16 protein-coding genes are annotated in these 20,452 nt (G+C 71.9%); 7 read left to right on the top strand and 9 right to left on the bottom strand.

Features of this window, described 5'->3' with window-relative positions:
- Positions 1–40: 40 nt before the first annotated feature.
- The gene (locus AB4Z02_RS04620; protein ID WP_441969646.1) at positions 41–1,744 is read right to left on the bottom strand and encodes a glycoside hydrolase family 13 protein; all 1,704 of its coding nucleotides are present in this window, start codon (positions 1,742–1,744) and stop codon (positions 41–43) included.
- A gap of 196 nt (positions 1,745–1,940) precedes the next feature.
- Between AB4Z02_RS04620 and AB4Z02_RS04625 the strand changes: the two genes are divergently transcribed.
- Entirely contained in the window at positions 1,941–4,205 is a 2,265-nt protein-coding gene (locus AB4Z02_RS04625) for an ATP-binding protein (protein ID WP_441969648.1), read from the top strand.
- Between the two features lie 15 nt (positions 4,206–4,220).
- On the opposite strand, the gene AB4Z02_RS04630 is transcribed toward AB4Z02_RS04625, so the two are convergent.
- Positions 4,221–4,892: a hypothetical protein gene (locus AB4Z02_RS04630; RefSeq protein WP_441969650.1), complete on the bottom strand. Its 672-nt coding sequence runs from the start codon at positions 4,890–4,892 to the stop codon at positions 4,221–4,223.
- Between the two features lie 679 nt (positions 4,893–5,571).
- Here AB4Z02_RS04630 and AB4Z02_RS04635 point away from each other — a divergent pair.
- Both AB4Z02_RS04635 and AB4Z02_RS04640 read left to right on the top strand, forming a co-directional pair.
- Positions 5,572–6,012, top strand: a complete 441-nt coding sequence (locus AB4Z02_RS04635; protein WP_441969652.1) for an SRPBCC family protein — start codon at positions 5,572–5,574, stop codon at positions 6,010–6,012.
- 52 nt (positions 6,013–6,064) lie between these two features.
- Positions 6,065–6,610 (top strand): hypothetical protein, encoded by a 546-nt coding sequence (locus AB4Z02_RS04640; RefSeq protein ID WP_441969654.1) that lies wholly within the window; start codon positions 6,065–6,067, stop codon positions 6,608–6,610.
- A gap of 125 nt (positions 6,611–6,735) precedes the next feature.
- Here the strand turns inward: AB4Z02_RS04640 and AB4Z02_RS04645 are convergent, their stop codons facing one another.
- Both AB4Z02_RS04645 and AB4Z02_RS04650 read right to left on the bottom strand, forming a co-directional pair.
- Positions 6,736–6,957, bottom strand: coding sequence for a hypothetical protein (locus AB4Z02_RS04645; protein ID WP_441969656.1), 222 nt, complete (start codon positions 6,955–6,957; stop codon positions 6,736–6,738).
- A gap of 74 nt (positions 6,958–7,031) precedes the next feature.
- Entirely contained in the window at positions 7,032–8,204 is a 1,173-nt protein-coding gene (locus AB4Z02_RS04650; protein ID WP_156400070.1) for an acyl-CoA dehydrogenase family protein, read from the bottom strand.
- Between the two features lie 261 nt (positions 8,205–8,465).
- Here AB4Z02_RS04650 and AB4Z02_RS04655 point away from each other — a divergent pair, with 261 nt between their 5' ends.
- Positions 8,466–9,854, top strand: a complete 1,389-nt coding sequence (locus tag AB4Z02_RS04655) for a hemolysin family protein (protein WP_441969658.1) — start codon at positions 8,466–8,468, stop codon at positions 9,852–9,854.
- Complete coding sequence (locus AB4Z02_RS04660) at positions 9,851–10,912, top strand: hemolysin family protein (RefSeq protein ID WP_441969660.1); 1,062 nt, start codon at positions 9,851–9,853, stop codon at positions 10,910–10,912. Before AB4Z02_RS04655 ends, AB4Z02_RS04660 begins: the two co-directional genes overlap by 4 nt.
- Here the strand turns inward: AB4Z02_RS04660 and AB4Z02_RS04665 are convergent.
- Together AB4Z02_RS04665 and AB4Z02_RS04670 are read right to left on the bottom strand one after the other, a co-directional pair.
- A complete protein-coding gene (locus tag AB4Z02_RS04665; RefSeq protein ID WP_441969662.1) occupies positions 10,882–11,850 on the bottom strand; it encodes an aldo/keto reductase in 969 nt (322 codons plus the stop codon). The two genes, AB4Z02_RS04660 and AB4Z02_RS04665, sit on opposite strands and share 31 nt — an antisense overlap.
- Entirely contained in the window at positions 11,847–12,752 is a 906-nt protein-coding gene (locus AB4Z02_RS04670) for an NADP-dependent oxidoreductase (protein WP_441969664.1), read from the bottom strand. The genes AB4Z02_RS04665 and AB4Z02_RS04670 overlap by 4 nt, the downstream gene beginning before the upstream one ends.
- 242 nt (positions 12,753–12,994) lie before the next feature.
- On the opposite strand from AB4Z02_RS04670, the gene AB4Z02_RS04675 reads away from it, so the two are divergent.
- Positions 12,995–13,822 carry a hypothetical protein gene (locus tag AB4Z02_RS04675; protein WP_441969666.1) on the top strand — a complete coding sequence of 276 codons (828 nt, stop codon included), beginning with the start codon at positions 12,995–12,997 and terminating at the stop codon, positions 13,820–13,822.
- A 273-nt stretch (positions 13,823–14,095) separates the two neighbouring features.
- Here AB4Z02_RS04675 and AB4Z02_RS04680 read toward each other — a convergent pair whose 3' ends face one another.
- The 3 genes from AB4Z02_RS04680 to AB4Z02_RS04690 all read right to left on the bottom strand — a co-directional run bounded on the left by AB4Z02_RS04680 (position 14,096) and on the right by AB4Z02_RS04690 (position 19,387).
- Complete coding sequence (locus AB4Z02_RS04680; protein ID WP_441969668.1) at positions 14,096–16,513, bottom strand: ATP-binding cassette domain-containing protein; 2,418 nt, start codon at positions 16,511–16,513, stop codon at positions 14,096–14,098.
- An 83-nt stretch (positions 16,514–16,596) separates the two neighbouring features.
- On the bottom strand, positions 16,597–19,032 hold the full coding sequence (locus AB4Z02_RS04685; RefSeq protein ID WP_441969670.1) for a glycoside hydrolase family 31 protein: 2,436 nt from the start codon (positions 19,030–19,032) through the stop codon (positions 16,597–16,599).
- 67 nt (positions 19,033–19,099) lie between these two features.
- Positions 19,100–19,387 carry a DUF1905 domain-containing protein gene (locus AB4Z02_RS04690; RefSeq protein WP_441969672.1) on the bottom strand — a complete coding sequence of 96 codons (288 nt, stop codon included), beginning with the start codon at positions 19,385–19,387 and terminating at the stop codon, positions 19,100–19,102.
- Positions 19,388–19,481: 94 nt separating this feature from the next.
- Between AB4Z02_RS04690 and AB4Z02_RS04695 the strand changes: the two genes are divergently transcribed.
- Positions 19,482–20,423, top strand: coding sequence for an acetamidase/formamidase family protein (locus AB4Z02_RS04695; RefSeq protein WP_441969674.1), 942 nt, complete (start codon positions 19,482–19,484; stop codon positions 20,421–20,423).
- Positions 20,424–20,452 lie beyond the last annotated feature (29 nt).

Consider the following 20,452-nt stretch of genomic DNA (forward strand, 5'->3'; position numbering starts at 1 on the left):
AGGTCGTCAGCCGGCCCGGGGACGACCGTCCCGCCGAGCCTCACCCGACGTGCAGCCACGCTGCCGCGTCGACGGGCAGCGCCCCGTCCTCGAGCGGACTGCTCGACAGCAGAACGGCTTCCGAGCCCAGCGCGTACGGTGACCGCGACAGGTTCACGACGCAGCGCAGCGCCGTACCCCGCTCGAGGTCGAGCACCCCCTCGGGCGAGTCGCGCCACGTGAGGCCGGTCTCGTGCAGGCCGGGCAGCTCGCGGCGCAGCCGCAGGGCAGCCCGGTGCAGCTGCAGCATGGATGCCGGGTCGGCCGACTCCGCCTCGACGGTGAGCTCGCGCCATCCGGCCGGCTGCGGCAGCCACGGGCGCACTCCCTGCGGGGAGAAGCCGAACGGCGGCTCCTGCCCGCTCCAGGGCAGCGGCACGCGGCAGCCGTCACGGCCGCGCATCTGCCCGCCGCTGCGCAGGAACATCGGGTCTTGCAGCACCTCGTCGGGCAGGTCGTCCACGTTGGGCAGGCCGAGCTCCTCGCCCTGGTAGATGTAGGCGCCACCGGGGAGCGCGAGCATCAGCATGGCCGCAGCGCGGGCACGCCGGGTGCCGAGGGCCAGGTCGGGGACCTCCCCCTCGCCGTCGGTGATGAAGTACGAGCTCGTGGTCTTCCTGCCGTAGCGGGTCACGGGGCGGGTCTCGTCGTGGCTGGTCAGCACCCACGTGGACGGGATCCCGCGTGGCGTGAACGAGTCGAGGGTGGCGTCGATGACCTCGCGCAGCGCCCCGGCCTCCCACGGGCCCTTGAGGTAGGGGAAGTTGAACGCCGTGTGCATCTCGTCCGGGCGCAGGTAGTTGCTGAGCCGCTCGGCCGTGCTCACGACGGCCTCGGCGACGAAGACCCGGTCGCCGTCGTAGGTGTCGGCGATCGCCCGCCAGCGCCGGAAGATGTCGTGCACGGTCTCGACGTCCCAGTGCGGGTTGTCGTCCCAGTCGACGGTGCGGAACTGCAGGACACCGCCGTAGTCGGCGTCGGGCAGCCCTGCCTTCTTGGACATCGCGGGCGCCGCGTCGATGCGCAGGCCGTCGACCCCACGGTCGAACCAGAAGCGCAGCACCTCGTCGAAGTCCTCGAGCACCTCGTGGTTGGTCCAGTCGAGGTCGGGCTGCTCGGGGGCGAAGAGGTGCAGGTACCACTGCCCCGGCGACCCGTCCGGCTCGGTGACCCGGGTCCACGCAGGGCCGCCGAAGGCACTGATCCAGTTGTTGGGCGGCAGCTCGCCGGAGTCGCCGCGGCCGTCGCGAAAGAAGTACCGCGCCCGCTCCGGCGCCTGCGGGCCGCCGGCGAGGGCCGCGAGGAACCACGGGTGCTGGTCGGAGGTGTGGTTGGGCACCAGGTCGATGATCACGCGCAGGCCGAGGTCGTGGGACTCACGCAGCACCGCGTCCGCGTCGGCGAGGGTGCCGAACATGGGGTGGATGTCGCGGAAGTCGCTGACGTCGTAGCCGCCGTCGGCCATCGGCGAAGGGAACCACGGCGAGATCCACAGCCCGTCCACCCCGAGGTCGGCGAGGTAGGGCAGCCGCTCACGCAGCCCGAGCAGGTCGCCCTCCCCGTCGCCGTTCCCATCGGCGAAGCTGCGCGGGTACACCTGGTACATCACCGCACTGCGCCACCACGCGTCGGCCGGGGAGGTGCCACCCGCAGCCCCTCCTGCCTCGGGTGCCTGTGACTGGGGCGCGCTGCTCTTGGCACTCATGGCTCCTCCTGCGGCTCACGGCCGGCGCCTGCGCCTGGCCCGGTCCCGAACCTAGTGGACGCAACCGCGGAAATGACCGCCCGAATGGTGGTGGTGCGGCAGACTGGCCCGCGTCCACGAGGGGTGATCCGAGGAGTCCGGTGTCAGCTGTGTCCTTCGCGTGCGGCTCCGTCACCTCGAGGACGGGTCGCCGCCGGTGAGCCCCACCCCTGAGCGCCGGGTGAGGCGCCCCTCCACCGAGCGCCGCGTCGAGCGCCCCACCACGGAGGGCCCCGTACCGGAGCGCCCCGCCTCGCCGCGCCTCGTCGAGCGCGGCGCGCCGGCGACGAAGCCTCCGACCGGGTCGGCCGGGCAGCACGGCATGCAGGGCTGGTACTGGTCCCTGCCCGCCGCGACCCGTGACGTGCTGACGTTCGTGGTGCTGCTGGCCGGCGTGTTCGCACTGATGACGACCTCCGTGGTCCTGGCCCCGGCCGGCTCTCACGTGGCCGCGTGGTGGCCGGCGTCGGGCCTGTCGGTCGTCGCCCTCCTGTGGACGCGCGGCACGCGGCGCTGGCTCATGGCCCTCGGGCTGCTCGCCATCTCCGTGGTCGCCAACCTCCTCGGCGACCGCACGCTCGCGGTGTCCATCGGGTATGCCGTGTCGAACCTCCTCGAGACCGTGGTCGTCACGCTGCTCCTCCTGCGCGCCGGGGGCGCTCGCTCGACGTTGGCCAGCATGGCCGGGCTCGGCAAGTTCCTGCAGGCCTGCGCCGCCGGTGCGGCGGTCATCGCCGTCGGCGCCGGGGTCACGGCTGCGGTGAGCGAGGGCGCCGACCTCTTCGCCGTCGGCCGTGCGGTGGGCGCGTCGCACGCCGCCGCCCTCCTGCTGGTGCTCCCTTGGTTCCTCGGGTCCTCACCCGCGCCGGAGCGGCGCCGCGCCGAGCGCGTCGCGCAGTGGCTGGTCCTGGTCGCCGTGGTCGTCGCCGTGTTCGCGCCGCGGCAGAGCCTCCCTCTCGCCTTCGTGCCCTTCGTCCCGCTGATGTGGGGCGCCGTGCGCATGGGCCAGCGCACCGTGTACGCCCAGCTCGTCACGGCCGGCGTCCTCGCCACCGTGCTCAGCGCGCTGGGTGGCGGGCCCTTCGCGCACATCTCGGCGGGCCGGCCACCCGAGGTCGTCTCGATGCTGGTCCAGGCGTTCGTCGTGTGCGCGGCCCTGCTCGTGCTGCCCCTGTCGGTCGCCATCCGCCAGCGGCAGGAGACGATGACCGAGCTGCAGCGCAGCGAGGCGCTGTTCCGCCACGGCTTCAACGGTGCCCGCGTCGGGATGCTGCTGCTCAAGCGCGAGGAGCACGCCCTGTGCGTCGTCGAGATCAACGCCGTGGCGCTGCGGCTGCTCACCGGTGGCGACGGGCGCACGGAGGACGACCTGCTCGGCCAGAGCTGGTCGCAGCTGCTCGACCCCGCGAGTGCACGGCTGGTGGACGACGTGCTGCCGGCCCCGGTCCACGGCCCGCTCCCGCCCGACGCCACCGGGTGGCAGGGCGAGGTCCGGGTCGCACCCCCCTCGCACGCCTGGCTCGAGGTCACCCTCTCCCCCCTCATCGAGTACTCCGCCGACCTCTACACCGCCCAGCTCGTCGACGTCACCGAGCGCCGGTCCGCCGAGGAGCAGCTGCGCTCCGCGCTGGAGAAGGAGCGCCGCGCGGTCGAGCGGCTCACCGAGCTCGACCAGGCCAAGGACGACTTCGTCACCAACATCAGCCACGAGCTGCGGACCCCCATCACCAGCGTCATCGGCTATGCCGAGATGCTCGCCACCGGCGACGCGGGAGACCTCGACCGGCTGCAGCTCGGCATGGTGGAGAAGGTGCAGCGCAACGCCGGTCGCCTGCTCAGCCTCATCGAGGACGTCCTGGTCGTGTCGAGGGTCGACGCCGGGAGCTTCAGCTTCACCCTGGGCCGGGTCGACGTCCGGTCCTGCGCCTGGGCGGCCTGCGAGTCCCTCGAGAAGCAGGCCCTCGACGCCGGCCTGCGGCTCGCCGTCGCCGCGCCGAGCGGGAGCCTCCACGTCCTCGGCGACGCGGCCCAGCTCGAGCGGGCCCTGATCAACCTCATCTCCAACGCGATCAAGTTCACGCCTGCAGGCGGCGAGGTCACGGTCCGCCTCCGGGTGGACATCGGTGAGGTGCGGATCGCCGTCGAGGACACCGGTATGGGGGTCCCCGAGGCGGAGGCCCACCGACTGTTCGAGCGCTTCTTCCGTTCGAGCACGGCCCAGTCGGAGGCGATCCAGGGCACCGGCCTCGGCCTCACGATCGTCAGCTCCATCGCCCACGCGCACCACGGTGAGGTCGGCTACGCACCACGGCCCGGCGGCGGGTCGGTCTTCTCCATCACGCTCCCCCTCGCCGACGGCCCCCAGAAGGACGACCCGGTCGACATCGAGACCGACGACGTCGACCCCAGCTACCCGCGCTGACCGGTCCGTCGCACCTCATTGGGTGTCTTGCTGTTGAGACTGCTCGCCGCCTGTCTGCGCGTGCACCGGACCTGCTGAGTTCCGGATGTCCCGACCGACGACCGGACGTCCCCTGTCGAGCTCGGTCGCCACGAGGCGCAACGCCATGCGGCGAATGAAGGAGCTGAAGGGGCCGATCAGGAGCCAGTACCGCCTGAATCGGCGCCGGCTCTCCTCGTCCGTCAGGGCCACCCGTGTCTCGATCGTCAGGATCGATGAGTCGTTCCCGTAGGGATCGATCCTCAGGCCGGCGGTGATCTTGGCGTACCCCGGCTCGTCGAAGTGGGTGAACCCATCTGGCGCGGTCGGTGCGTCGGCGGGGTCTGCGACCGCCCTCCAGGGGCGGCTCACCTGACCGAGGACCATCTCGACACCTGGTGTCTCACCGAGAAGGATCCAACCCAGACCGACCAAGTCCTTGAGCCGAAAGGTGGGCGGCGATGTGCTTCGAGCCGAAGTCGCCGAGGGGCGCACCTTCAGCCTTCCCGCGACATGTCGTGGCAGGGCTCTGATGCCGAGCAGAGCCCGAACCAAGGGGGCCTCGAAGAGGTCCACCTGCGTGGCAGCCCGGTAGCAGTCGGCAGGGACTGCCCGGAAGACCTCGGAGTGCACGACGGCAATGTCGAAGTGAGGCGAGAACTGCTCCATGAGCAGCCGTGGGACAGCCTGTGTGCGGGCTGCAGCGGTTGATCCCTGTTCGCGCGGTCCGGACGGTCCGGTCGGTGGCGCACTCATGTCAACAGCGTGCCTGCGGCCGCTGGCAGCGCCACCGGGGCGAAGGTCCTGTACTCGCCGGCCAGCCGCCCGCTCCAGCAAGGAGCAGGACCTCCGGCACTGCGCAGCGCTCTCGCGCCGGGGAGACGATGCCGATGCATCATCGGGAGGGAGTCACCATGGCATACCTGAAGCCGCCGCCACTGACGCGGCACGTTGCCAATCCGCTGGCCATGCGGCTCGGCGGACGCGGCGTCGCCACGCTCACCGTCACCGGTCGTCGCACTGGCAGACCTCGCAAGGTCCGGTCATCCCCGTCGATATCGGTGAGAAGCACTATCTTGTGTCCCCGTACGGCGAGTCCGACTGGGTGCGCAACCTCAGAGCTGCCGGAAGAGGCGCGTTGAGCCGAAAGGGTCACGCCGAGAACTTCAACGCGAGCGAGGTCCCACCCGAGCAGCGAGAAGCCATCATCGCGCGGTACCGCGCGGTCGCCGGCCACTCCGTGGACAGGTGCTTCGCCCAGATGCCTGCCCCAGCGGACCATCCGGTCTTCCAGGTCGTCCGGGCAGGCCAGACGACCTGACGCGGGCTCAACGTGAAGGAGTACGCGATGGTGCACATCCGCGGTGAGGTCGCGATCGACGCTCCCGTCGAGGAGGTGTTCGACGTGGTCGCCGACGAACGGAACGAGCCCAAGTACAACCCGAGGATCGCTCACGCCGAGCAGCTGACCGGTGGTTCGATCGGAAAGGGCTCACGCTTCGCCGCACAACCCGTGGGAGCAGGCGCCAAAGGTGTCATGACGGTCGAGGTGCTGGAGTACGACAGGCCGCACCAGTTGCACAACGTCATCCGGTCGTCGTACATGCAGGTCGACGGCATGCTCCACTTCAGCGCCCAGGGTGACGGGACACTGATGTGGTGGGACTGGGACATGAGACTGACCGGACCGAGCAAGTTCCTGACGCCAGTACTGGCCCTGATCGGACCGCGATGGGAGCGTCGCAACTGGGAGGGGCTCAAGCGGTACATCGAGTCCGGTCGGCGCTGAGCTGGCGGCGAACTGTGCGCCACTACTTGGCAGCCCAAGGCGCAGGACCGCCGTGATCCGTGTGCTCGGCGGCATGGCTGCGGTGCTCGCGGCCGCCACACTGCTCGCGGGGGTCCCAGGCATGGCGTTGGGCCGTGCCCGGTGGTCCCCTTGGTTGACGGTTCTCTTCGGGTTCAACGCGCGGTACCGGGTCACCCCCCGCGACGCGTTGCGCGGCGTCCGAGCCGTTGACGTCGCGCTGCTCCTGCTCGTCGGGGCGACGTATGCCGGCTTCTGGCCCGGGCCCGCCACCGGCCATGCCTGGTGGATGACGCTCGCCATCGCCCAGCCTGTCCTAGGGGTCCCGCTTCTGGTGATCACGAAGCTGTCCGGCCGGTCAGGGCTGATGGGCGGCGCACTCGTCCTCGGCGGCCTCATGGTGGTCGACCGCACCTGGCCCGCGGTCGCCTGGCTGGGTGTAGCCAGCAGCCTCCTTCTGCTGGGGGGCGACCTCGGGACGACGGCGCGGCCCTCCCGAACTCTCGCCGGCGCCCTCGCAGCCGGTTATGTCGCGCTCGTGGTGTGGATCTCTCTGCTCGCGGTGCTCCTGTTCTCGTGACCGCATGTGGACTCTCCACAGCACTGGACGGCCGTGCAGCCGGAGACCGGACACGTCATGACGATGAGCGCGACGTCCGCTGCCGCGGGGTCAGGCCGATGAGGAAGCGCAGGAGCCGTGCTGGCTCACTGCGCGCTCCGGGCCACGAGGTAGAGCGGCAGGAACAGCACCACGAGCAGCAGGCACAGGGCCGCCCACACTTCCGGCCTCTCCACCGTGAGACCACCGAACGTCGCGACGACTGGTCGGTGGTGCCGTACCCGTGAACGGGCATCCTGCAGCACCCAAAGGCTGGTAGCGCCGAGGACCACGACCACGAGTAGGCCACCCAGCACGGAGGTGTACACCCCTTCAGTATCTCTCGGACCAGCTCGGCAATCGCCGGTTTGTCGAGGGGATCGCCTCCATTTCGGTCGCCTCGTCAGACGAAGGCGCCGACGCCCGTGATCTCCCGGCCGACGATGAGGGTGTTGATCTCGCGGGTGCCCTCGTAGGAGTAGATGGCCTCGGCGTCGGCGACGAAGCGCCCGACCTGGTGGTCGAGCAGGATCCCGTTGCCGCCCAACAGCTCTCGCGCATACCCGACCGTTTCGCGCATGCGCACCGTGCAGAACGCCTTGGCCAGCGAGGCCTGCGCGTCGGTCTCCTCGCCGGCGTCCTGCAGGCGGCTCAGCTGGACGCAGAGCGCTGCCGAGGCGGTGGTGTTGCCGAGCATCTGGACGAGCAGGTCCTGGATGAGCTGGAAGCCGGCGATCTTCTGACCGAACTGCTCTCGCTCCTTGGCGTAGGCCAGGGCGTGCTCGTAGGCGCCGAGGGCGCAGCCGACGGCCATCCAGGCGACCCCGGCGCGGGTCGCGCGCAGCACCCGCCCGGTGTCGTCGAACGAGCGGGCGCCCTGCAGCCGGTCGGCCTCGGGGACGCGGACGCCGTCGAGGGTGATGTGCGCGTTCTGCACCACGCGCAGGGCGATCTTGTCGCCGATGGCCTCGGTGGTGAAGCCCGGCGCACCCTTCTCGACCACGAACCCGAGGACCTCGTCGCTGGCGGTGTCGCGTGCCCAGATGACCGTCAGGTCGGCGAACGTGGCGTTGCCGATCCACTTCTTCTCGCCGTCGAGCACCCACTCGTCGCCGTCGCGGGTGGCGGTGGTCGTCAGGCCCCCGGCCGCCCCGGAGCCGGCCTCCGGCTCGGTCAGCCCGAACGCGCCGATCTTCTCCCACCGCGCCATCGCGGGCAGCCAGCGCTCCTGCTGCTCCGGTGAACCGCACAGGAGGATCGACCCCATGGCCAGCCCGCTGTGCACCCCGTGGAACGTGGCGATGGACGGGTCGACCCGCGCCATCTCCATCGCGATCATGCCGTCGAGCAGGAAGCGGCGACGTCCGCCACCCGGGCCGTCGGAGGCCAGCCCGGCGGTGCCGAGCGCGGCCAGTCCGGGGACCACCTCGAAGGGGAAGGTCGCCCGCACCCAGTGGTCCGTGATGATCGGCGCCACCTCGCGGGCCATGAACTCCCTGACCCGGTGCAGGATCTCGCGCTCCCCGTCGTCGAGCAGATCCTCGAGCCCGTAGAAGTCGGTGGTCTGCACGGCCATGCGGTGCCTCCGGGAGGTGGTGGGGAGTCGTCGTCGACGTGGCGGTCCCGTGACGAGCCGCTCGGTGCGGCCCACCCTAGGTGGAACCGGACCGCCGGGGTCGTCGTTGGCCCCAGCGAACGACCTCTTGCCACAGCGAGCCACCTGACGCGACCAGCCCACGGCCCCAGGCCGCCGACCACGGAGACGCATGGAACCCCCCAGTCCGCCGGGACAGCCCGGCGACGCCCCGTCCGATCCCTCCTGCACCGGGGCTGACGCGTGACCGCCGTGCTGTCCCTCCTCCTCGGGATCCTCGTCGTCCTGCTCATCACCGCGCTCACCGGCTACTTCGTGGCCCAGGAGTTCGCCTACCTCGCGGTCGACCGCAGCCGCCTGGCCGCGCGGGCGGCGTCCGGTGACACCGCGGCGGCGCGGGCCCTGGCGGTCACGCGGCGCACCTCGTTCATGCTGTCCGGCGCACAGCTCGGGATCACCGTCACCGGCCTCGTCGTCGGCTACGTCGCCGAGCCGCTGATCGGCGAGTCGCTGTCGGACCTGCTCGGTGGTGTCGACGTGCCTACCGGTGTGGGCCTGGCCGTCGGCGCCGTCGTGGCCCTGGGCTTCTCGACAGTCGTCCAGATGGTGCTCGGCGAGCTGTTCCCCAAGAACCTCGCCATCGCCCGCCCCGAGCCGGTGGCGTTGTGGCTGGGACGCTCGACGACGCTGTACCTGGGCGTGTTCGGCTGGCTGGTGCACGTCTTCGACCGCGCCTCGACGGCCCTCCTGCGACTGCTCGGCATCGAGCAGGTGCACGACGTGGAGCACTCGGCCAGCGCCCGGGACCTCGAGCACATCGTCGCGGAGTCGCGCGAGACCGGCGACCTGTCGCCGGAGCTGTCGCTGCTGCTCGACCGCATCCTCGACTTCCCCACGCGGGACGCCGGGCACGCGATGGTGCCCCGGGTGCGGGTCGACGTCGTCGGCCCCGAGGACACCGTCGCCGACGTCAGGGCGCTCATGGCAGCCGGCCACTCGCGGTACCCCGTCCTCGACGCGGAGGGCACCGAGGTCCTCGGCGTCGTCGAGCTGCACGACGTGCTGGCCACGGCCTCGGACGACCGGCGCCCGGCGACAGCCCTGATGCAGCCACCGGTCGTCGTGCCGGCGTCGATGGCGCTGCCGGACGTCGTGCGCACCCTCGTGGGCGGCCGCCGTGAGCTGGCCTGCGTCATCGACGAGTACGGAAGCTTCGCCGGCATCCTCACCCTCGAGGACTGCGCCGAGGAGCTGGTCGGCGAGCTCACCGACGAGCACGACGTGGACCGGGTAGCGGTCCCCGCGGCCCAGCCGGACGGGTCGTGGCTGCTGGCCGCCGACCTGCCCGTCGACGAGGCAGAGCGGCTCCTGGGTCGGGACCTGCCGCAGGGCGACTACGAGACCCTCTCGGGACTGGTCATCGGCCACCACGGCGCCCTGCCAGGGCCGGGCCAGCACGTCGTGGTGCCTCTGCCCCTCGACGCCGCCGAGCTGGCCGGCGAGGGCGAGCCGACGCCGTACGTCGCCGACGTGGAGGTGCTGACCGTCCAGCGCCACGTGCCTGCGACCGTCCGGGTCCGCATCGCGGAGGCGGCCGACCCGGCCGCGGCCATGACCGAGGAGCGGTCGTGAGCAACCCGTGGGTCGTCCTGGCCACGACCGTCGCCATCATCGGCCTCTCGGCGTTCTTCGTGGCCGTCGAGTTCTCCCTGATGGCTGCGAAGCGGCACCGCCTGCAGGATGCGGCGCACCACAGCCGCGCCGCCCGGGCCGCCCTGCGCAGCTCGCACGAGCTGACGCTGCTTCTCGCCGGGTCGCAGCTGGGCATCACCGTGTGCACGCTGGCGCTCGGTGCCGTCACCAAGCCCGCGGTCCACCACTGGCTGCTGCCGCCGCTGGAGGCCACCGCGCTGCCCACCTGGGCGGCCGACTCCCTGGCGTTCGTGCTGGCCCTGCTGGTGGTGACGTTCCTGCACCTGGTCGTCGGGGAGATGGCGCCGAAGTCGTGGGCCATCTCCCACCCGGAGCGGTCGGCGACTCTGCTGGCGCTGCCGATGCGCGGCTTCATGTGGCTCACCCGTCCGCTGCTGCGTGCCCTGAACGCCGTCGCCAACTGGTGCCTGCGGCGGGTCGGCGTCGAGCCCACCGACCAGGTCGTGTCCGGACGCAGCCCCGAGGACCTGCGGCACCTGGTCGAGCACTCCTCGCAGGTGGGCGTGCTGGACACCGGCTACTCGGCCCAGCTCGCCGGGGCGCTCGAGCTGCAGACGCTCACGCTCGGCGAGCTCCTCCGGCCCGGCGCGCCCGTCACCGCCGTCGACGGCGACGCCACCGCACGCGACCTGTGGGAGGTCTCCCATCGGACCGGGCACCTACGGCTGCTGGTCCGCCAGGACGGCGCCGTACGCGGCGTGGTGCACGTCCGGGACGTGCTCACCGCGGCGCCGGACCTGCCCGTCGCGGAGGTCGTGCGTCCCGCCGAGACGCTGCCGGGCAGCGCCCTGGTGCACGAGGCGCTCGGCCACATGCGCCAGACCAGCACCCAGCTGCTCGTGGTGACCGACGAGGCCGGTGGCACCCTCGGCGTCGTCGGGGTGCCCGACATCCTCGACCGGCTGCTCCCCCGGCCCCTGGACCCCGCGCCCCTGGACCCCGCGCCTCAGAAGCCGGCGGGTGCGTGGGGCCGGTAACCCTCCTCGAGCTGGGCCACCTCGGCGTCGTCGAGCACCAGGTCGAGCGCTGCCACGGCGTCCTGGAGGTGGCCGGGCCTCGTGGCGCCGATGATCGGGCCGGTGACCACGGGGTTGCGCATCACCCACGCCAGGGCGACCTGCGCACGCGGCACGCCGCGCGCCTCGGCCACCTGCCCCACGGCGTCGACGACGGCTCGGTCGTCGTCGCCGTACAGGGTCTTGCCGAACTCGTCGGTCTCGCTGCGGCTGGTGCGGGTGCCCCACTCGCGGGTGAGCAGTCCGCGGGCGAGCGGGCTCCACGGGATCACGCCGACACCCTCGTCCGCGCACAGGGGGAACATCTCCCGCTCCTCCTCGCGGTTGAGCAGGTTGTAGTGGTCCTGCATCGACACGAACGGGGTCCACCCGTGGGCGCGGGCGGTGTGCTGCGCCTTGGAGAACTGCCACGCCCACATGGACGAGGCGCCGAGGTAGCGGGCCTTGCCGGCGCGCACGACGTCGTGCAGCGCCTCCAGCGTCTCCTCGATCGGGGTGTGGGGGTCCCACCGGTGGATCTGGTAGAGGTCGACGTAGTCGGTGCCGAGGCGGGTCAGGCTGGCGTCGATCGCGGACAGGATCGCCTTGCGGGACAGGCCTGCTCCGTTGGGCCCGTCGTGCATCCGGCCGTGCACCTTGGTCGCGATGACGAGCTCGTCGCGACGACCGTGATCCTTCAGCGCCCGGCCGACGATCTCCTCGCTGCTGCCGGCGGAGTAGACGTTGGCCGTGTCGAAGAAGGTGATGCCTGCGTCGAGCGCCTGGCGGATGAGCGGCAGGCTGGCCTCCTCGTCGAGGGTCCAGGCGTGGTTGCCCCGCTGCGGGTCGCCGAAGCTCATGCAGCCCAGGACCAGCGCGGAGACGTCGAGGCCGGTGCGACCGAGCTTGGTGTACCTCATGCGTGCACCAGCACGAGCTTGCCGCGGACGTGCCCGGTGGCGATGGTGCGGTAGGCGTCTGCGGCGTGCTCGAAGGCAAACGTCTGGACCGGGATCTCCAGGCGCCCGTCGGCCAGCAGCGAGGCGGTGAGGGCCAGGGCCTCCGCCGGCCGGCTGTCGTCGCCACCGCCGGTGACGCGGGCGCCGGCTGAGCCCGCGCCGAAGTTGGCGATCGAGACGACCTGCGCCGGGTCGACGACGAGCCGGACCAGATCCTCCGCCGGCGTCTTGCCGGCCACGTCGAAGATGGCGTCCACGGTGCCACCGGCGGCGTCGGTGACGCGGTCGACCACACCCTCGCCGTAGAGCACCGGCGTCGCGCCGAGGTCGCGCAGCAGCGGGTGGTTGGCCTCGCTGGCCGACGCCACCACCGTGGCGCCCCGGGCCACGGCCATCTGGACGGCGACCGCGCCGACGCCTCCTGCGCCGCCGTCGACGAACAGCGTCGTCCCGGCCTCGACCCCGAGCAGCCGCAGCCCTCGCTCGGCGGTCTCGCCCGCGACTCCGGCAGCAGCCACGACGGCCCAGTCGACGCCCGGGGGCCTGGCCGCCCACGCGTCGAGCACGGCGAGCTCGGCCTGGGTGCCGCTGCCCCGGCCGAAGACCTCGTCGCCCACGGCAGCTCCCTCGACACCGTCGCCCACCTCGTCGACGACCCCGGCCGCGTCGAACCCGAGCAGCACCGGCTGGGCGGGGCGCTCGTCCTGCGCCATGGCACCGGACAGCATCTTCACGTCGATCGGGTTGACGCTGGCGGCGCGCACGGCCACGCGCACCTGTCCCGGTCCCGCGTGCGGCTCGGGAGCCTGCCCCCACTCCAGCCGCTCGGGGCCTCCGTACTCCGTGAACTGCAGTGCGCGCATGCGACGTCTCCTCGTTCGGTGCCTTTCTGGCGAAACTACCCGAGCAGCCCCGCCCCGGCAGGTGGGCGGCTCGGACGGTGGGCGGTACTGGTGGGGGCGCCGCGCGCGCGGGATCATGGGAGGGTCCGCGACGCCCCCGCGGGCCAGAGTCGACCCGGTCGCGGGTCCGTTCCCCGGAGATGTGAGTGGACAGTCCCGCTCGTGCGCGACGTCGGCGCCCGACGTCGCCAGGGATGCGGGTCGTGTGGACGGTCGTCGGCTTCCTCGGCGGCGGGATCGTCGGCCTCGTCCTCGTCCTGCCGCGGCTGCGGTTCCTGCGGCCGCGCCGTGTCCTGGCGTGCGACCTGTGCCAGCGCAGGCACCGGCGGCTGCTGGTCGCCATGGTGCTGCTGGCGGCGCTGTCGGTGACGGGGTTCGGGCTGCGCGCGTCGCAGAAGGCCCGGGAGCTGCCGGCCTGCGTGGCCGACGTCTCGATCAGCGAGGGGCGGCGCGTCATCGACCCGCAGGTGCCGCGCCGGGGCTCGCTGCGCTCGACGGTGCGCTCGGTGCTCACGGCCCCGGTCAGTGGGCTGGCCCTGGCCTTCGCCGAGGTGCGTGGCCGTGGCCTGTGCAGCGTGGGCGACCCGCCGATCACCTTGGCGTTCGTGCCGCAGTCGAAGGACCACCCCGGCAGCATGGTGGGCGAGGTGTTCCTGTCCTCCCCCACCCCGCGCATCAACCCCGTCCGCGCGGCGATGCTGGCCAGGCACGAGTCGAGGCACGTCGACCAGTGGGCGGTGTGCAGCACCATCGGGGGCATCGGGCTGCTGCCGGTCGCCTACCTCGTCGACAGCACCGTCTACCCCGGCTCGGAGAACCACTTCGAGCAGTCGGCGGGTCTCGACGCGGGCGGCTACGCCCAGCCTCCCCACCCGCCGGTCGGCCCGCGCCCGTGGGCCGTCGCGTTCTGGGTGGCGGTGGTGCTCGTCATCGGGCGCCGCCGCATCCGGTGGGCGGTGCGCACCCTCGTACGCCGCCACAGCACCCACGCCCCGGACCGCTGCCCGGTGCACACCCCCGGCTGGACCTGACCCCCTCCGCACCGGACTCATCCCGCGACTTCGTGACCCCAGGCCGGGCCACCTGGGTCATCCGTTCGGCCGAGGATTCGTGGCGGGTGGTTTGACCTGCGGATGCGCGGGGAACCCCGGGGTTGTTGCGCCCCGCGACGCAGCGCATAGGGGGCTATGACCGTCGCGGGGCGCGACCCGGGTTTGGGCCGCGTCCTGACGGGGCATGATCCGGTTGTCGCGGCCTGGGGTGTGGGTCTGTCGTCCCCCCGGCCAGATCCCCCCGGGTCGCGGTCAGGCGCCGACGTAGGCGGCGAGGTGCTTGCCGGTGAGGGTGGAGCGGGCGGCGACGAGGTCGGCCGGGGTGCCCTCGAAGACGACCCGGCCACCGTCGTGGCCGGCGCCGGGTCCGAGGTCGACGATCCAGTCGGCGTGGGCCATGACGGCCTGGTGGTGCTCGATGACGACGACCGACAGGCCCGAGTCGACGAGGCGGTCGAGGAGCGCGAGCAGGTTGGCGACGTCGGCCAGGTGCAGGCCCGTGGTCGGCTCGTCCAGCACGTAGACCTCGCCCTTCTCGGCCATCTGCGCCGCCAGCTTGAGACGCTGGCGCTCTCCCCCGGACAGCGTGGTCAGCGGCTGGCCCAGGGTGAGGTAGCCGAGCCCGACGTCGGCGAGCCGGACCAGCACCTTGTGCGCCGCCGGGGTAGCCGCGGCGCCGCCGGGGCCGAAGAGCGCCTCCGCCTCGGTCACCGGCATCGCGAGCACCTCGGCGATGTTCTTGCCGCCGAGGGTGTACTCGAGCACCGAGGTCTGGAACCGCCGGCCCTCGCACTCCTCGCACGTCGACTCCACCGTCGCCATGACGCCGAGGTCGGTGTAGATCACCCCGGCGCCGTTGCACGTCGGGCAGGCGCCCTCGGAGTTGGAGCTGAAGAGCGCCGGCTTGACTCCGTTGGCCTTGGCGAACGCCTTGCGCACCGGCTCGAGCAGCCCGGTGTAGGTCGCCGGGTTGCTGCGGCGCGACCCCTTGATGGCGCCCTGGTCGACGACGACGACGCCGTCCCGCTTGGCGATGGAACCGTGGACCAGGCTGCTCTTCCCGGAGCCGGCGACCCCGGTCACGACGCAGAGCACCCCGAGCGGCAGGTCGACGTCGACGTCCTTGAGGTTGTGGGTTGACGCGCCCCGGACCTCCATGACCCGGGTCGCCTCGCGCACCTGCTCCTTGAGGGTCGCGCGGTCGTCGAGGTGGTGCCCGGTGGTGGTGTCACTGGCCCGCAGGCCGTCGACGGTGCCCTCGAAGCAGACGGTGCCGCCGGCTGAGCCCGCGCCCGGGCCGAGGTCGACGACGTGGTCGGCGATGGTGATCGTCTCCGGCTTGTGCTCGACGACCAGGACGGTGTTGCCCTTGTCGCGCAGCTGCAGGAGCAGGGTGTTCATCCGCGCGATGTCGTGCGGGTGCAGCCCGATCGTCGGCTCGTCGAAGACGTAGGTGACGTCGGTGAGGGACGAGCCGAGGTGGCGGATCATCTTGGTGCGTTGGGCCTCGCCGCCGGAGAGGGTGCCGGCCGGCCGGTCGAGCGAGAGGTAGCCGAGGCCGATCTCGGTGAACGAGTCGAGCAGGTGCCGCAGGCCGCCCAGCAGCGGGGCCACCGACGCATCCTCGAGGTCGCGGAGCCAGAGCGCGAGGTCGCTGATCTGCATCGAGCAGAGCTCGGCGATGTTCTTGCCGTTGACCTTCGAGGACAGCGCCTCCTTGGACAGCCGTGTGCCACCGCAGTCGGGGCAGGTCGTGAACGTCACCGCCCGCTCGACGAACCGCCGGACGTGAGGCTGCATGGCCTCGACGTCCTTGGAGAGCATCGACTTCTGCACCTTGGTCAGGACGCCCTCGTAGGTGAGGTTGACCCCCTCGACGCGGATCTTCTCGGGCGCGCCGTACAGGAGCTTGTCGAGCTGCTTGGCGGTGAACTGGCCGACCGGCTTGTCCATGGGGAGGCCGGCGCCGCTGAAGATGCGGCCGTACCAGCCGTCCATGCTGTAGCCCGGGACGAGCAGCGCACCCTCGGAAAGCGACCGGCTGCCGTCGTAGATCGCCGTGAGGTCGAAGTCGTTGACGGCACCCATGCCCTCGCAGCGTGGGCACATGCCGCCCTGGTAGACCGCGTCGCGGACGATGCTCTTCTCCTCACGGCCGCCCTTGTCCGTGCGCATCACCCCGCTCGCGACGCGCGTGGGCACGTTGAACGCGAACGCCGTCGACGGCCCGATGTGTGGAACACCGATGCGGCTGAACAGGATCCGCAGCATGGCGTTTGCGTCGGTGGCAGTGCCGACGGTGGAGCGGGGGTTGGCGCCCATCCGCTCCTGGTCGACGATGATCGCCGTCGTCAGGCCCTCGAGGACGTCGACGTCCGGGCGCGACAGGGTCGGCATGAAGTTCTGGACGAAGGCGCTGTAGGTCTCGTTGATCATGCGCTGCGACTCGGCGGCGATGGTCGCGAACACCAGGGAGCTCTTGCCCGACCCCGAGACCCCGGTGAACACCGTGAGCCGGCGTTTGGGGATCTCGACGCTGATGTCCTTGAGGTTGTTCTCCCGCGCGCCCTGGACCCGGATCAGGTCGTGGCGGTCGGCGGCCCGTCCCGTCTGCGGCGCCTGCTCCGTCGTCGTCCCCACCGTCGTCGTCCCCACCGTCGTCGTCCCCATCGTCTCCGTCTCCCCTCGCGCCCGCCGCTGCCGACGGGCTCCCTCGCCCGGCGGTCCCCCGGCGGGACCCACGCTAGCCGCCCTCAGACCTCGAGCACCGCCGTGAACGGCCGTGCCGCCACGGGCAGCACGAAGACACCGTCGCCGTCCGCAGGGACCGCGTCGACGTCGAGCCCCTCCCCCTGCAACTCGAGCCGGTCGGGCGCGGCCCCGTGGACGTGCAGGTGGTAGGCGGTGCGCCGGAACTGCGGGTAGCCATCGCCCTCGACCTGCGCCGTCAGCCGCAGGCTGCCACCCTCTCGCACGACGGTGAACGTCGTGCGGTGGCAGGCGCCCTGCGGCGACGCGGTGGTGAGGCCGTCGTCCTCGGTCAGCCGGGACACGTGCTCGCCGTCGCCGGTGGGGACGAACAGGTGCAGCTCCACCACCTCGGGGTGGTAGCCGGCCGTCGAGGCGGGGGCCTCCGTCCACATCGGCACGACCGCGCCGCCGCGCGCGTACAGGGGGATGCGGTCCATGGGCGTCGGGGCGATGACGAACCCCCTCCCGCCGACCAGCGACCCGCTGTGCCAGTCGTACCAGTCGCCCTCGGGCAGGTAGACCTGCCGCGAGGTCGCCACCGGCTCGGTCACCGGGGCGACGAGCAGGTCGGTCCCGAAGAGGTACTGGTCGTCGAGGTCGCGCACCGTGCCGTCGTACTGGTGGTCGAAGACCAGCGGCCGCTGCACCGGCTCGCCGGTCGCGGAGGACCGCACGAAGGCGCTGTAGATGTAGGGCATCAGCCGGTAGCGCAGCCCCAGCGCCTCACGGACGATGTCCTGCACGAGGTCACCGAACGCCCAGGCGTACTGGTCGACGTTGCCGATCATGGAGTGGTTGCGGCAGAACGGCGTCAGGACGCCGTACTGCATCCAGCGGGTGAACAGCTCGGCGTTGGAACCGCCGGCGAAGCCGCCGATGTCGGCCCCCACGAAGGGCTGGCCCGAGATCCCGAAGCCTGACGCCATGGCGATGCTTATGCGCAGGTGGTCCCAGCGGGAGAGGTTGTCGCCCATCCAGTTGGCGGCGTAGCGCTGGATCCCGGCGAAGCCGGCCCGGGAGAGGATGAAGGTGCGCAGCTCGGGCATCGCCTCGACCAGCCCCTGCCGCGTCCCCATGGCCATGAGCAGGGCGTACTGGTTGTGGTAGCGCTCGTGCGGGTGCTCTCCGTGGCCGAAGCGCATCGCCCGCGACGGGATGGTCCCGGTCGCAGGCTCGTTCATGTCGTTCCAGATGCCGGCGAGCCCGGACCGGACGTGGGCTGCGTTGAGCTCGCCCCACCACTCGCGCGCCTCGGGCGTCACGAAGTCGGGAAAGGCGGTGTTGCCCGGCCAGACCTGGCCGATGTAGGTGTCGCCACCCTCGGTGCGGCAGAACACGTCGCGCTCGAGGCCCTGGTCGAACACCGGGTAGCCCTGGTCCCACTTCACGCCCGGGTCGATGATCGTGATGACCCGGAACCCCTGGTCGGTGAGGCGCTGCAACATGCCCGGCGGGTCGGGGAACCGCTCGCGGTCCCAGGTGAAGACGCGGTAGCCGTCCATGTAGTCGATGTCGAGCCACAGCGCGTCGCAGGGGATCTCGGCGTCCCGGTGCCTGCGGCCGATCTCCTCGACCGCGTCCTGGGTGTAGGCGAACCAGCGGCACTGGTGGTAGCCGAGCGACCACAGCGGGGGCAGCTCGGCGCGACCGGTCAGGGCGGTGTACTGCGTGAGGACGGCCGGCATGTCCGGCCCGGCGAAGATGTACTCGGTGTACTGCCCGCCGGCGAAGGTGACCCGGTACTCCTCGTGCGGGGACAGCTCGTACTCGCCGCGGTAGCCGTTGTCGAGGAACGAGGCGGACATCGTCCCCGAGGGGTAGGTCTGGTGGTAGAGGAACGGCACCGTCACGTAGAACGGGTCGAAGTCGACGCTGGTGCGGTCGCCTCGAGGGTCGCCCGGCTCCTTGCCGGCGGTGAACTCCACCGTCTCGCTGGGGCTGAGGACGTCGGTGTTCCACATGGTGAAGTCGCGGCCCTTGCGGTTGTGGCGGCCGCCCTTCTCCCCCAGCCCGAAGAACGCATCCTCCTGCCGGCACCGGCGGCGCAGGGTGAAGGTGTCGTTGAGCGTGGCATACGCCCAGTAGCGACCCTGCTCGTCGGCGGCGGTCTCCACCACGGGTGAGCCGTCCGCCCGGTGCACGTCCAGGCGGAACGGGTCGAGCCACAGCGACACGACCATCGCCGGGGTGACCACACGCACCCGCTCGTCGTCGCGCTCCACCGTGAACTCGACCGGTGCCGCCAGGGGGTCGACGCAGACCGCGAAGGTGGGCGACTCGTCGAAGACGCCACCACGGCTCATCTTCACGCGCACGACGTCGTCGGCGACGAGGTCGACCCGCAGCTGCTCGGTCTCGACCTCGGCGAGCAGGCCGCGAGCGGTCTCGGTGACCGCCCCCACCCGTTCGAAGCGGACGAAGTGGTCGGTCTCGATCACGGTGGTGCCTTTCGCGCCGGGTGCCGGGCAGTGCGTGCGGGTCGAGGCTACTGCTCCCCGGACCGGCTCAGGCGTCGACGGTCAGGTGCAGGGAGACGACATCACCGACCTCGATCTCCTCCGCACGCAGCACCGCGAGCTTGAGCGGGACGGCATACCCACCGTCCTTGGGGAACAGCGAGGTGGTCCACCGCGTCCGCCCGATGCGGGCGGCGACGGGGATCATGCCCCACCCGTAGCTCACCTGGGCCGAGACGGCCTCGAGCGCCCCGCACTCGTCGTCGGGGGCGGAGACGAAGTGCCACGGCGCGGGTCCCTTCCAGAACCACACGGGACCGGTGAACTCGAGCTCCATGGAAGCAGGATAGGAGCGCGGTCACGCCGAGGTCCGTCACCTCGCGAACACCCGGAGGTGCGGGCCAGTCGGGCGCAGGTGAGACTGGGTCACCGTGACCCGCCACCACCTCACGCCCACCCGCGACCACGTCGTCCAGACCATCTCCCGAGACTCCCCGCCGGCGCTGCAGGTGCTGCCCGGCGACACCGTGGTCGTCGAGTCGCTGGACTCCGGTGGCCACCTCGAGCCCCAGCAGGTCCCTGGTGAGGAGCGGCCCCGGATGTTCGTCCCGCGGGAGGGCCACTGCCTCACCGGCCCCGTGGAGGTCGTCGGCGCCCGACCCGGCGACGTCCTGTCCGTGCACTTCGCGGCCCTGACGCCGGGCCCGTGGGGGTGGACGGCCTCCGGAGGCACCGACACGTGGCTCAACCAGCGCCTCGGGGTCGACACCGCCCGCGGCGACCTGCTCTACGCCATCGACGCAGCGGCCGGGGTGGCCCGCAACCAGCTCGGGCACGAGGTGCGCCTCGCGCCGTTCCTCGGTGTCGTGGGGGTCGCCTGCGACGTCCCCGGCGAGCTGTCGACCGTGCCGCCGCGCTCCGAGAGCGGCGGCAACATCGACTGCCGCGACCTCGTGGCCGGGTCCACCCTGTACCTGCCCGTCAACGTGCCCGGGGCCCTCCTCACCGTCGGCGACGGGCATGCCGCTCAGGGCCACGGGGAGGTCGGAGGCACCGCCATCGAGTGCCCCATGACGTCCGAGCTGGTGCTCGACCTCGCCGACGACCCGCCGCTGCGGTCGGTGCACGCGGTCACGCCCTCGGCGAGGCTGACGTTCGGCTTCGACGCCGACCTCAACGCCGCCACCGCCGCCGCGCTGTCGGACATGCTGACCTGGCTGGAGCACCTGCTGTCCGTGCCCCGGCCCCAGGCGCTGGCCCTGGCCAGCGCGGTCGTCGACCTGCACGTCACCCAGGTCGCCAACCGCACGTGGGGCGTGCACGCAGCGCTCCATCACGACGCACTGCCCCCCGGCGTGCTCGACCGCGCCTGAGCGGGTCGCGACGCGGGACCTAGGGCCCT

The sequence above is a fragment of the Pedococcus sp. 2YAF34 genome, assembly GCF_052114585.1.
Classification (GTDB): domain Bacteria; phylum Actinomycetota; class Actinomycetes; order Actinomycetales; family Dermatophilaceae; genus Pedococcus.

Excerpts from the sequence above, each read along its gene's own strand:
- AB4Z02_RS04680 (WP_441969668.1), bottom strand. The coding sequence starts at position 16,513 with ATGGGGACGACGACGGTGGGGACGACGACGGTGGGGACGACGACGGAG.
- AB4Z02_RS04630 (WP_441969650.1), bottom strand. The coding sequence starts at position 4,892 with ATGGAGCAGTTCTCGCCTCACTTCGACATTGCCGTCGTGCACTCCGAG.
- AB4Z02_RS04620 (WP_441969646.1), bottom strand. The coding sequence starts at position 1,744 with ATGAGTGCCAAGAGCAGCGCGCCCCAGTCACAGGCACCCGAGGCAGGA.
- AB4Z02_RS04665 (WP_441969662.1), bottom strand. The coding sequence starts at position 11,850 with ATGAGGTACACCAAGCTCGGTCGCACCGGCCTCGACGTCTCCGCGCTG.
- AB4Z02_RS04650 (WP_156400070.1), bottom strand. The coding sequence starts at position 8,204 with ATGGCCGTGCAGACCACCGACTTCTACGGGCTCGAGGATCTGCTCGAC.
- AB4Z02_RS04635 (WP_441969652.1), top strand. The coding sequence starts at position 5,572 with ATGGTGCACATCCGCGGTGAGGTCGCGATCGACGCTCCCGTCGAGGAG.
- AB4Z02_RS04690 (WP_441969672.1), bottom strand. The coding sequence starts at position 19,387 with ATGGAGCTCGAGTTCACCGGTCCCGTGTGGTTCTGGAAGGGACCCGCG.
- AB4Z02_RS04670 (WP_441969664.1), bottom strand. The coding sequence starts at position 12,752 with ATGCGCGCACTGCAGTTCACGGAGTACGGAGGCCCCGAGCGGCTGGAG.